This is a genomic window from Luteitalea sp. (genome assembly GCF_022842525.1).
GTDB lineage: Bacteria > Acidobacteriota > Vicinamibacteria > Vicinamibacterales > Vicinamibacteraceae > Luteitalea.
Genome location: NZ_JALHPM010000002.1, coordinates 85856 through 97048 on the forward strand (window position 1 = coordinate 85856; position 11193 = coordinate 97048).

The 11193-nt window shown below is 70.1% G+C and carries 14 protein-coding genes; 6 read left to right on the forward strand and 8 right to left on the reverse strand.

Annotated features, from left to right (window positions below; translation table 11 throughout):
- Positions 1-225: 225 nt before the first annotated feature.
- Genes Q0C41_RS00980 through Q0C41_RS00995 form a run of 4 tightly spaced genes read right to left on the reverse strand, consistent with a single transcriptional unit; the run spans position 226 to position 3042 of the window.
- Positions 226-1134: an SDR family NAD(P)-dependent oxidoreductase gene (locus Q0C41_RS00980; protein ID WP_291980566.1), complete on the reverse strand. Its 909-nt coding sequence runs from the start codon at positions 1132-1134 to the stop codon at positions 226-228.
- The gene (locus Q0C41_RS00985; protein ID WP_291980588.1) at positions 1131-1766 is read right to left on the reverse strand and encodes an SDR family oxidoreductase; all 636 of its coding nucleotides are present in this window, start codon (positions 1764-1766) and stop codon (positions 1131-1133) included. Before Q0C41_RS00985 ends, Q0C41_RS00980 begins: the two co-directional genes overlap by 4 nt.
- Positions 1766-2611, reverse strand: coding sequence for an SDR family NAD(P)-dependent oxidoreductase (locus Q0C41_RS00990; protein ID WP_291980567.1), 846 nt, complete (start codon positions 2609-2611; stop codon positions 1766-1768). Before Q0C41_RS00990 ends, Q0C41_RS00985 begins: the two co-directional genes overlap by 1 nt.
- Entirely contained in the window at positions 2608-3042 is a 435-nt protein-coding gene (locus Q0C41_RS00995) for a DUF2147 domain-containing protein (RefSeq protein ID WP_291980568.1), read from the reverse strand. Before Q0C41_RS00995 ends, Q0C41_RS00990 begins: the two co-directional genes overlap by 4 nt.
- A 140-nt stretch (positions 3043-3182) precedes the next feature.
- Here Q0C41_RS00995 and Q0C41_RS01000 point away from each other — a divergent pair, with 140 nt between their 5' ends.
- Positions 3183-3773, forward strand: coding sequence for a TetR/AcrR family transcriptional regulator (locus Q0C41_RS01000; RefSeq protein WP_291980569.1), 591 nt, complete (start codon positions 3183-3185; stop codon positions 3771-3773).
- Between the two features lie 45 nt (positions 3774-3818).
- Here Q0C41_RS01000 and Q0C41_RS01005 read toward each other — a convergent pair whose 3' ends face one another.
- Entirely contained in the window at positions 3819-4229 is a 411-nt protein-coding gene (locus tag Q0C41_RS01005) for a hypothetical protein (RefSeq protein WP_291980571.1), read from the reverse strand.
- 16 nt (positions 4230-4245) lie between these two features.
- Here Q0C41_RS01005 and Q0C41_RS01010 point away from each other — a divergent pair, with 16 nt between their 5' ends.
- Complete coding sequence (locus tag Q0C41_RS01010) at positions 4246-4368, forward strand: hypothetical protein (RefSeq protein ID WP_291980572.1); 123 nt, start codon at positions 4246-4248, stop codon at positions 4366-4368.
- 134 nt (positions 4369-4502) lie between these two features.
- Here the strand turns inward: Q0C41_RS01010 and Q0C41_RS01015 are convergent, their stop codons facing one another.
- Positions 4503-5765 (reverse strand): MFS transporter, encoded by a 1263-nt coding sequence (locus tag Q0C41_RS01015; protein ID WP_291980573.1) that lies wholly within the window; start codon positions 5763-5765, stop codon positions 4503-4505.
- A gap of 367 nt (positions 5766-6132) precedes the next feature.
- Between Q0C41_RS01015 and Q0C41_RS01020 the strand changes: the two genes are divergently transcribed.
- Positions 6133-6909, forward strand: a complete 777-nt coding sequence (locus Q0C41_RS01020; RefSeq protein WP_291980574.1) for a dienelactone hydrolase family protein — start codon at positions 6133-6135, stop codon at positions 6907-6909.
- A gap of 11 nt (positions 6910-6920) precedes the next feature.
- Here Q0C41_RS01020 and Q0C41_RS01025 read toward each other — a convergent pair whose 3' ends face one another.
- Positions 6921-7166, reverse strand: a complete 246-nt coding sequence (locus Q0C41_RS01025; RefSeq protein ID WP_291980589.1) for a nucleotidyltransferase family protein — start codon at positions 7164-7166, stop codon at positions 6921-6923.
- A 38-nt stretch (positions 7167-7204) separates the two neighbouring features.
- Here Q0C41_RS01025 and Q0C41_RS01030 point away from each other — a divergent pair, with 38 nt between their 5' ends.
- From Q0C41_RS01030 to Q0C41_RS01040, 3 genes are all read left to right on the forward strand, one after another.
- Entirely contained in the window at positions 7205-8029 is an 825-nt protein-coding gene (locus Q0C41_RS01030; protein ID WP_291980575.1) for a phytanoyl-CoA dioxygenase family protein, read from the forward strand.
- Between the two features lie 82 nt (positions 8030-8111).
- Positions 8112-9914 carry an arylsulfatase gene (locus tag Q0C41_RS01035; RefSeq protein WP_291980576.1) on the forward strand — a complete coding sequence of 601 codons (1803 nt, stop codon included), beginning with the start codon at positions 8112-8114 and terminating at the stop codon, positions 9912-9914.
- Between the two features lie 124 nt (positions 9915-10038).
- A complete protein-coding gene (locus tag Q0C41_RS01040) occupies positions 10039-10968 on the forward strand; it encodes a DUF808 domain-containing protein (protein ID WP_367079072.1) in 930 nt (309 codons plus the stop codon).
- Positions 10969-10976: 8 nt separating this feature from the next.
- Here the strand turns inward: Q0C41_RS01040 and Q0C41_RS01045 are convergent, their stop codons facing one another.
- The gene (locus tag Q0C41_RS01045) at positions 10977-11192 is read right to left on the reverse strand and encodes a hypothetical protein (protein ID WP_291980578.1); all 216 of its coding nucleotides are present in this window, start codon (positions 11190-11192) and stop codon (positions 10977-10979) included.
- Position 11193: the final 1 nt, after the last annotated feature.

Below are 11193 nucleotides of genomic sequence, written 5' to 3' on the forward strand. Positions count from 1 at the left end.
GTCCTGGCAGCGGCAGTCCTCACGGTCACTGGCACGACGCGATCGGCTGGGCCGCGCGACTCTGGCAACTGCAGGTGCACGGAGTACCGAGGCAGACCCCCAGGTACCAGCGCGGGTGACTCACCCAGCGATACGGCTCCTCGTTCGGCGTGGAGGGCAGGCCGAGATTCTAGCAGCGCCGGCGGTGGACACTCGGTTGCAGGTCGTCTGCCCCTTGGGCTCGGCTCAGCGCGCGCCTCGGCGCTGCTGCACGAGCGCGACGCTTTCGTCGACGACCAGACGTCCCGTGGCCGGATCGAAGACGCGGTCCCAGACCCTTCGCGCGTGTGCTCCGTCGTGGGCGAACACCGCGCCGCTGCTCGCCTCGGCAGCATCGGCGGTCATGATCCACGCGGCCGTGGCGCCCGAGCGCGTCGGCGTACTCGTGTCGGGAAGGAGGGGCGCCACCCAGCGGAGCACCGATGACCACGCCAGGCGTGCGGCGAGGGGGGCAGTGCGCGCGAGGCCCGTGCCCGGCATCAGCCCCGGGTCGAACGCGAAGAACGACGTGACCTCGGCCGGATGGCGTCGGGCCAACTCCACGGCCGTCACCATGTTGAAGAACTTCGACGTCGCGTAGCGGTCGAGACCGCGTTGTCGGATCGACGCCGCGTCGTCGTGGTCGCCCCGGGCCGCCGCGCGAACCGAGGTCAGACGTGCGCCGCGGAACCCGAACAGCGAGGCCATCCTGTTGCCCGGGTGGTGTGTGCCACTCCCGATGAACAGCACCCGCCCACCGACCAGCCGCGGCAACAGGCCCAGCGTCAAGGCCACGGCGCCCAGATGGTTCACGGCGCACGTCTCCTCGTAGCCATCACAGGTCAGGCGGGTGTCATCGGTGATCTGGACCCCGGCGTTGTTGACCAGCCCGGCGAGGTCGCCCTGCCAGTCGGCGATGAACCGCTCGATGTCACCGAGCGACGCCAGGTCGAGCGGCAATGCGGTGACGTTGGATCCGATGGCGGCGGCGGCGGCGCGCCCACGGTCGAGGTCGCGCACCGCCAACACCACCCGTCGGCGCGAGTCGGCGGCCAGCGCGCGAGCCGTCGCGAGTCCAAGGCCCTGAGTGGCGCCGGTGACGATGAACGTGGTCATGAGAGGGCGAGGGTTCGACGCATCACCATGTCGAGCCAGCGGTCGGGCAGCAATGATGGGATCGTCCAGTTGACCAGCCGGCCGCGGACGGCGGCGTACCGCGTCCGGGGCGAGCGCGCTTCGAAGACCCTGACGAGAAACCTGCCCGCCTCGTCGGCGGTGTATCCGCCTGCCTCGATTGCGCGTGAGAGCTCCTCGAACCGCCGGTAGGGCTGGCGGTACACCGATCCGATGTTCGCGCACTGTGCCGATGCCGACGCCTTCTGCCAGATGCGGCTCTGCACGGCGCCAGGCGCCACGATGACCGCGATCTGCACCTCGATGTCGGCAAGTGGCTGCGTCAGGACGGGGCCCGTACGAATCACGCCGGCATTGCAGATGAGCCCGTCGAGTTCGTGCAGTCCCAGCTCCCCCAGCACCTGCGGCAATCGGGCCACGCGGTCCAGGTCGCGCACGTCGAGCACCACAGGGGTCGCCAGACCACCGCACGCTGCCCTGACGCTGTGTGCGTCCCGATCCGAGCGAACGGTACCGAAGACGCGATAGCCCGCTCTCGTGAACATGCGCGCGGCGCCGAGTCCGATGCCTGACGACACGCCCGTGATGAGCACGGACTTGCTGTGTGCGGCCATCACGCGTCGACTCCGACCAGCGCGGCGCTCGCGCGCCAGAGCTGCTCCTGCCGCCAGACGTCCCGCGTGTGCGCGGCGGTGGTCACCGCGCGCCGCTTGACGAAGAACCGTCCGTTCACGCCCGAGACCTCGGGCGCCCTTGCGAGCCAGGCCGGCGTATCGGCCCCGCGCTCGGGCCCTGGCAACACGGGCCCCACGAGCGACAGTGCGAGCTTGATCAGCCCGGTCGCACGACGCGCCAGCTGCGTACGGATGATCCCGGGATGCGCGGCGTTGGCGGTGACGCCCGTGCCCTCGAGTCGCCGTGCCAGCGCATACGTGAACATGGCGCTCATGTTCTTGGTGCGCATGTAGGCCCTGGTCGGGGAGAAGTTGCGCTGCATCTGCAGGTCGTCGATCTGCACCGGTTGGGCCGCCAGGATGGTCGGGTCTGCGCCGACCACGACGATGCGGGAACCCGGCTTGAGGTGGGGTCGCGCCAACTGCACCAGCAGAAAGGGAGCGAGGTGATTGACGGCGAGGGTCTCTTCGATGCCGTCGATGGTCAGGCGGCGGGCCTCGGGCACGAAGGCCGCGTTCAGCACGAGCACGTCGACGGGTCGCTCGACGAGCGACGCGAATGCCCGTCGCACGTCCGCCTGCACCGACAGGTCCGCGCCAATCGCGCGCACACGCGTCGCCCCGCCCAGTTCCTGCAGCCGCGCCGTGGTCGAGTCGAGGCGTGTGCTCTCGCGAGCCACCAACGTGACCGCGGCGCCGTCGCGGAGAAGCGTCTCGGCGATGGCGGCGCCGATACCACCGCTCGCCCCGGTGACCACGCAGTGCAACCCGTCCATGCCACTCATTCGACGCGCTCCCAGGTCTGCGACCGACCGAGCAGGGAGATTCCACGGTAGGCGCGCACGACGAGCCGCCGTCCGCCGGGCTCGAGGCGGATCGTGACCTTGTAGAGGGCACCGCTGTCGGGATCGAGGATCTCGCCGCCACCGTATGCCGAGCCTTGCCAGCGAAGTCCGGTCATGAAGACGAGGCCCTTCAGGGGCTGGTCCTTGCGATTCCCCGGACAGCGGCGGCAGACCTTGCCCGGATCCTCGCCGGGCGCGAGGCTGCCCACCAGCGTTCCGCCGAGCTCGCCATCCTGCTCGGTGATGCGCACCAGACCTCGGGCCGTCCGCCCATCGTCGCCGTACGTGCGCCAGAGGCCGACGGGCGTGGGCGCCCCCTGTCGCGCCGTCTCGGCGAGCGCCGGCGATGCGAGGGCTACGGCGAAAATCATCGAGGCAATCAGATGAACATGAAGCATGCTTCGGATAATATGTGACGGATCCTTCAGTTGGGAATTCGCATATGCCGACGGAGCTCACCCCTCGACTTCAGCCCCGGAAAATGCCGTCGCAAGCGCGATCCGGCGTCACCGTGACCGCGATCCTCGATGCCACCATTCAGGTTCTGATCCGGGATGGCCTGACGCGCCTGACCACCACCAGGGTGGCCACCCGCGCGGGCGTCTCGGTGGGAACGCTCTACCAGTACTTCGCCGACAAGCGTTCGCTCGTGGCCGCGGTCAAGCAGCGCCATCTCGGCGAGATCGTCGGCGTCGTGGAGCAGGCGTGCGCGATGAACCGCGGCGCGCCATTGCGGGTCATGGTGACGTCGCTGTGCCACGCGTTCATCGACGCGAAGATCCGACGGGTGGACGAATCGCGCGCGCTGTACTCGGCCGGTGCCGAGGTGGACGGCGATGTGCTCGTCCGCGCCGCCAGCCTGAGAGCGCAGCAGGCGATTGCGGCGATGTTGGCCACTGCGCCCGACGCGACGTTCGAGGATCCGGCGGTAACGGCGCTGATGTTGTCGACGGCGACCACCGGGCCGGTACAGGCCCTGCTCGAAGCCGGCGCCCCAGCGCCGATGGTCGCCCTGCTCCGGACGCACCTGACGGAGCTCTGTGTCGGCTACGTGGAGCGGATTGGAGGCTCAGGAGCGGCACGCTCCACCGTCGGGCGGTGACAGGCTCATCGAGGGAGTTGCCCCGCCGGCCGTAGGCCGTTCACGTCACTGCGCTCGAGTGCCGCTCGGCGCAAGGGCGAGCGACTCCCGATGCCGCCACTCGAGCGCGGCCAGGCCGCCGACGAACAGCGACTCGCCGACGAGGGTCGCCATGCCGAGAACGCTGGCGTCGTGCCAGTACCGGACGACCAGCCCCAGGCACACGACGCTCCATGCTGCGTTCGCGCAGACGAGCAGGACGAGCAGGCGCATCGGCCGTATGGCTCGTCGCGCCAGCGAGAAGGAGTAGGCCCCGTAGAGCAGGTTGGCGGCGGCGTTGAAGAGGATCAGGCCCTGCGGCAGCCCGTACAGGGGGGCAAGCCACGGGCTGAGCAGCAGCAGGAACACGCCGACGAGTGCGCCGGCGGTGCAGTCGACCCACAACAACCGCGCCTGCCACGGGCGCCTCGTCACCATACCCCTACTGTACGGTGTGGTCGCATCGGAGTTCGTGCCGGAGTTGCCGGAAGTCGAGGCGGCGCGTCGGCTGCTGATGCCGACCATGAAGGACGCGCGATTCGAGCACGTGCTGCTGCGTCGGGCGAATCTGCGGTAGGCGTTTCCACCCGCCTTCACCGCCAGACATACCGGCGCCACGGTGCTCGACGTCGAGCGCCGCGCGAAGTCGACGTTCTACTGCCCCACCTGCCAGCGCTGAGCGTCTGCGCCGCTTCGCCGTGGGAGTGAGGGTCAGGCGTTGGCGAACACGGGCCGCTCGGGATCGACCACCACCCAGCAGACGGCACCGATGACGAACAACACCCCCATCACGTACAGGGGCACGTTCCAGTTGCCGAACCACTGCACGGAGTACGCCACGATCAGCGGGTTCAGCATCGCGGCGAGGTTGCCGACCGAGTTCATCGTGGCCCCGACGACGCCCACCTGATTGCGGCCGACTTCGATGACGGTCGCCCAGGCGGCACCCAGCGTGAACATGGTCATGCCGGTCGCCGCCGCGATCAGCACGGCCGCGGTGATCGGCGACGACGAGCGGGCGGCCAACAGCAACGCCACGCCCGCGATCAGATACGACGCCGCACCGAGGCCGCACCGTCCGATGCGCAGGCCGTAGCGCGACGCCAGGCGGTCGGTCACCACGCCGCCCAGCAAGTCGCCGGGCATGCTGACGATGAGGGGGAGCCCCGCGAACAGGCCGAGACTCGCGGCCTCGAACCCGTGGCGTTGCCGCAGGTACGTCGGCAGCCAGGTGATGCAGAAGTAGAAGATCATGCAGTTCGGGATGTACATGAGGCTGAGCGCGATCATGTTCCGGCTGCCCGCGAGCGCGCGCCAGTAGCCGAGTCCCGAGGGGTGGTCCGCCTCCGGCGCACGGTCGGCGACGATCACCTGGAGTTCCGCCGGGTTGACGCTGGAGTGCTCCGAGGGGTCGTTGCGGAACCAGGCCAGCCAGACCGCCGTCCACACGAAGCCCAGCGCGCCGAAGGCGACGAAGATCTGTCGCCACGACAGGTACTGCAGCAGCCACAGCACCAGCGCCGGGGTCAGGCCGCCGACCAGGTGCGCGCCCGCGAAGAAGATGCCCTGCACGGTGCCGCGCTCGCGACGGGGGATCCATCGCGAGAAGGTGCGAGCGACGCAGCCCCACGCGCCGGCCTCCCCGACACCGAAGAAGAACCGCGTGGCCAGCAGGCCCGCGTAGCTGGTGGCGGCGCCGGTGGCCGCCGTGAGCAGCGACCACCACACGACGATGCGCGCCAGCACGAGGCGGGTGCCCTTGCGGTCGGCCCAGCGTGCGGTGGGAATCTCGAACAGGGCGTACGCCAGTTGGAACGACGTGAAGACGTAGCCCATCTGCACGGTGGTCAGGCCCAGGTCGCGCATGATGCCGGGCGCCAGGGTGGCGATGCACGCGCGATCGAGGTGCGTGATCACCGCCAGGCACGTGGCGAGCGCCACGACCTTGTACCGCGCGTGTGTGGGGGCAGGCATCGTCGTGAGTCAGGCCGCTGGCAGCGTGACGCCCGTCATCTCGGCCAGGAGGCCCAGGAGTGGCGTTGGGGACGCATGCCGTCATTCTGCATCCCCCGAGCCGCGCCTGTCCGCAACGGACTTCGGTACACTGCCCCCGCACGCGGCGGAGATGATGCGAACGCACGTAGGTCCCCTGCTTCTCGGCCTGGCTGTTCTGGCTCTGCCTCGGCCTCTGCAGTCCGAGCCGCGACCAGAGCCGCCACCCGCCGCCCCTGAGGTGGTCACCATCGATGCGGGCGACCGCACCCTGCACGGCGTGCTCTATCGGCCCGTCGGACCGGGACCCTTTCCGGCCGTCCTCTACAACCACGGCAGCGCCCCCGGCATGCTCAACCAGCAGGCCTTCGAGGTGCTGGGGCCAGTGTTTGCCAGCCGGGGTTGGGTCTTCTTCGCGCCGTATCGCCGCGGGCAGGGTCTCAGCGCCCAGGCTGGCCGTTACATCGGCGACGACATCGCTGACGCGCGTCGGCGGGGACTCTGGCAGGGCTGCGCGGTGGTGGTGCCACTGCTGGCGCTCGTGTGGTTCGGCGTGTTGCGGCGGCAGCGACGTGCCACGCGCCTGGCTGCGGTTGTCGCGCTCACGCTGTGCGGAGGATTCGCGACCCATGTGTGGGCGCAACGCGCGGGCGCGGCGACCATGGTGCGCCTGCTCTACACCGAGCAGTTCGTTGATCAGCGCGTGGCGTTCGACTGGCTGTGGCGCCAGCCGTTCGCGCAGGCTGGTCGCATTGCCACCGCCGGCAACTCCTTCGGCGGGATCATGGCCGTCCTCGCGGCCGAACGGGCGGACTACTGTGCGGCGGTGGACGCGGCAGGCGGCGCGGAGAGTTGGGCGGCCGCACCGGGCCTGCGTCGCCTGATGGACGGCGCGGTGCGTCGCGCCCGCGTCCCGATCCTGTTCATTCAAGCCGAGAACGACTACGACGTGTCGCCGAGCTACGCGCTTTCGGGAGCGATGCGAGAGGCGGGCAAGACGGCAGCGGTGAAGATCTACCCGAGGTTCGGTCAGTCGCGGGCGGAGGGCCATAGCTTCGCGTGGAGAGGGAGCGCGCTCTGGGCGGACGATGTCTTCCGGTTCCTGTCCGAGCATTGCGGCGGGTAACGGCGGTCGGCCTACAGCGGTTCGACACCGACGTGGGTCTGCTGATAGCCGGTTCGAATTCTCAGCCAGTCCCAGCGGGCCCTGTCACTCGCGACCGTGGTGTCGAACAGGTGCGGATAGGGCGTCGCCGGATTGGGCGTGAGCGTGCCCGCGTAGAGACCAGACAACCCGTTGGGGCTGAAGCACTCCTGAGGACGAACGCCAACGCACGTCTCACGGACGAGAAAGCGACGGATGCCGTCCTCCGTGGACGCCAGCGCCGGATGTCGTCAGTCATGCGTGTCATGGTTCACAGATGGACGAGACTACCCCAGCTCCCGGCGGGCTGACGCCCGCACAGATCGAGCAGTTCATCAGCGATGGGTTCGTCCGCATCGACGAGGCGTTTCCTCGCACGTTGGCGGATGAGGCCCGCGCCATCCTGTGGCGGGCGACGGGCTGCAGCCCGGACGATCGCGCCACGTGGACGCAGCCAGTCATTCGCCTGGGGATGTTCACGGAGTCGCCGTTCGTCGAGGCGGCCAACACGGCACGACTGCATGCCGCGTTCGACGATCTGGTCGGGCCCCGGCGGTGGCGACGCCTGGCCGCGATGGGCACCTTCCCGATCCGTTTTCCCTCTGCCGTCGACGCCGGCGACACCGGGTGGCACATCGATGTGAGCTTCGGCACGGAGGCGCCGGACTTCATGTCGTGGCGCGCCAACATCCACTCGAAGGGGCGCTCGCTCCTGATGCTGTTCCTGTTCTCCGACGTGGGCGAGCGGGATGCACCGACGCTGATTCGCGTCGGATCGCATGTCGACATCGCGAGGCAGCTTGCGCCCGCGGGCGAGCCGGGGTTGACGCTGGGTGAGCTGGCCGCCGACGGCTTCGCGGCGAGCGCGCATCGCGCCGTGGTGTCGGCGACGGGCGACGCAGGCACGGTCTACCTGTGTCATCCGTTCCTCGTGCATGCCGCACAGTCGCACCAGGGGGAGCGTCCGCGATTCCTGGCCCAGCCCCCGCTGTTGCCCGTGGATCCGGACAACCGACCGAGCGGAGTCCGCTCTCCCATGGAGGAGGCGGTGGCACGCGCGCTCGCAGGCGGGCAGGGTGGCCCCGACAACCGAATCGGATAGATGCGCGGCCGCCGGCCGCCGCTGAGCCAGAAGCGTGGTGTGCGCACGTCGAGGCGGGCGTGCTAGGATCCGCAGCCTTCCGATGCGTATCGACCTGCGCGGGTGCGTCGCCGGCGCCATGGCCGCGATGGTCGCCGCCTTCTTCACTGCGGGGCCGCCGACCGTGGCGAGCGCCCAGGCGCCGTCGCGGCCGAACGTCCTGGTCATCGTCGCCGACGACCAGGGGTGGGGCGACCTGAGCGTGCACGGGAACCCGGCGGTGGCCACGCCGCGCCTCGACCGCCTGGCGCGCGAGGGTGTCCAGTTCGCGCACTTCTTCGTGCAACCGCTGTGCGCGCCGACGCGTGCAGAACTGCTGACGGGTCGCTATCATCCGCGCGGCGGCGTCACCGGCGTCAGCACCGGCGACGAGCGGCTCGACCTCGGCGAGCGCACCATCGCGGACGTCTTCCGGGCTGCTGGCTATGCCACCGCGGCCTTCGGCAAGTGGCACAACGGCACCCAGCCGCCGTACCACCCGAACAGCCGGGGGTTCGACGAGTTCTACGGATTCACGTCGGGACATTGGGCCCAGTACATCGATGCGGCGATGGACCACGACGGCCGGCCGGTGACCGGACGCGGCTACATGCCCGACGATCTCACCGACCGCGCGCTCGCCTTCCTGACCGACCGCCGGCAGGGCCCGGCCTTCGTGTGGCTGGCCTACAACACGCCACACTCGCCGATGCAGGTGCCAGACCGCTGGTGGGATGCGGCCAGACAGCGCCAGTTGCCCGCCCACCGCTACAGCGCCGACGAGGACGTGCCGCAGACCCGTGCCGCACTGGCCATGGTCGAGAACCTCGATTGGAACGTCGGTCGGCTGCTCGACGGACTGGCCGCCCGCCAGCAGCTCGATGACACGGTGGTGGTGTATCTGACCGACAACGGCCCGAACGGATGGCGATGGAATGGCGACATGAAGGGACGCAAGGGCACGCTGGACGAGGGCGGCGTGCGGTCGCCGCTGTTTGTCCGCTGGCCGACCAGGGTGCCGGCTGGCGGACGCGTCGCGCCGATCGCGGGCGCCATCGACCTGTTGCCGACCCTGGCTGACCTGGTCGACGTGCCGCTGCCTGACGACCGCCCGCTCGATGGCCGCAGCCTGGTGCCGCTGCTGCGCGGCGACACGTCGGCAGGCGCCGACGCGCGCCGGTGGCCCGACCGCGCGCTGCTGGCGTTCAGTACCAACGGGCGCGACGCGAGTGTGCGGACGCAGCAGTACCGACTCGACGCCGCCGGGGCGCTGTACGACATGGTCGCCGACCCCGGCCAGCGCCAGGACATCTCGGCGAGCCATCCCGCGGTGGTGCAGCAGTTGACCGCCACTCGCCGGCGCGTGTCCGACGAGGTCGGCTTCGGCCGGGTGCGCCCGCGGCGCCCGTTCACGGTGGGTGGTGCGGCCGTGACGTCGTTACCGGCCCGCGACGGCGTCCCGCAGGGCGGGTTGCGGCGCAGCAGCGTGCATCCCAACGACTCGTACTTCCTCGAGTGGTCGTCGACGTCGTACGCCGTCACCTGGGACGTGGACGTGCTGCAGGCGGGCGCCTACGACGTGCAGGCGTGGTACGCCGTGCCGGCCGCCGACGTCGGCGCCTCCGTGCGGGTCACGCTCGGCGACGCATCGGCCTCTGCACGAGTCAGGACCGCGCACGACCCGCCCCTCGTCGGGCCGCCCGACGACCGCGTGCCACGCACCGAGTCGCCGACGAAGGCCTTTGCCTCGATGTCGCTCGGCACGCTCGCCGTGCCCGCCGGGCGCGCGACCTTGCGTGTGGACGCCACCGCCATCCCCGCTCGCCAGGCGTGGGAGCTTGCAGGGCTGACGATCGTCAGGCGGTGAGGTCCGTCGCCGTCGAGAGGGCCAGGCGAGCGGGCACGGCGGCCGCATGCCGCTTATCATGACGAGGTCTCGCGGCGACGCTCCCGGGGCGTCGCCGCATCACGTCACGCTCATCGGGAGTTCCATGGCCTCCGGCTTCCTTGCCCTGCTCGACGACATCGCCACTATCACGAAAGTGGCCGCCGGCTCGCTCGACGACGTCGCGGCGCAGGCACTGAAGGCCGGCAAGAAGACCGCCGGTATCGTCATCGACGACGCCGCGGTGACACCCCGGTATGTGGTCGGCTTCGCCGCTGAGCGTGAGCTGCCGATCATCGCGAAGATCGCGTGGGGCTCACTCAAGAACAAGACGCTGTATCTGTTGCCCGGCGCGCTGGCGCTCAGCGCGCTGGCGCCCTGGGCCATCACGCCGCTACTGATGGCGGGCGGCGCGTTCCTGTGCTTCGAGGGCTACGAAAAGGTGCACGGGATGCTGCACCCGGCACCCGCCGCGGCCTCGGGGGCCATGGCGATTGCACACGTCGACGAGGCAGCCAAGGTGGCCAGCGCCATCCGCACCGACTTCATCCTGTCGGCCGAGATCATGGCGCTCACCCTGGCGGCGGTCACCACCCCGACGCTCCTCAGCAAGGCCCTGGTGCTGGGCGTCGTGGGCGTGCTCGTCACCGTGGCGGTGTACGGCGTGGTGGCGCTCATCGTCAAGGCAGACGACGCCGGGATCCATCTGGCACAGGCAGGCCGGCACGCCGTGGTGCGCTCGCTCGGCGTGGGGATCGTGCGGGCGATGCCGGTCCTGTTGAAGGCGTTGGGCTTCGTCGGGATGCTGGCGATGCTCTGGGTCGGCGGAGGCATCTTCCTGCACGGGCTGGAGGAGTACGGACTCGGCGCGGTCCCGCACGCGATCCACGCGTTCGCGTCGGCAGCCGGCGCCCCACTCGGGGCCGCCGCGGGAGTCGTCACCTGGCTGATCGATGCGACAGCTGCCGGTGTGCTGGGCCTCGCGATCGGCTGGGTGGTGGCGCGCGTGGTGGCGTTGGTGGCACCCGCGCGGTGAGCAGGAACTCACCGGAGCAGGCATAGTCGGGCGCGTGCCTCGCGCCTGTGCCCCGTGCCACAGGCCCCACTGGCCATATGCCTCGGCGGATACCCGTCGGCTCGGAACACCAACGGTTGAATCCAGCTGCCGTACCCGTGCTGGCTGATCGCCTGCATCGTGTCGGGGCGCGCCACCGCCGGCGTGGCGCCGGCGAGGATGCGGGAAGACGGGAGTGGCCTCATG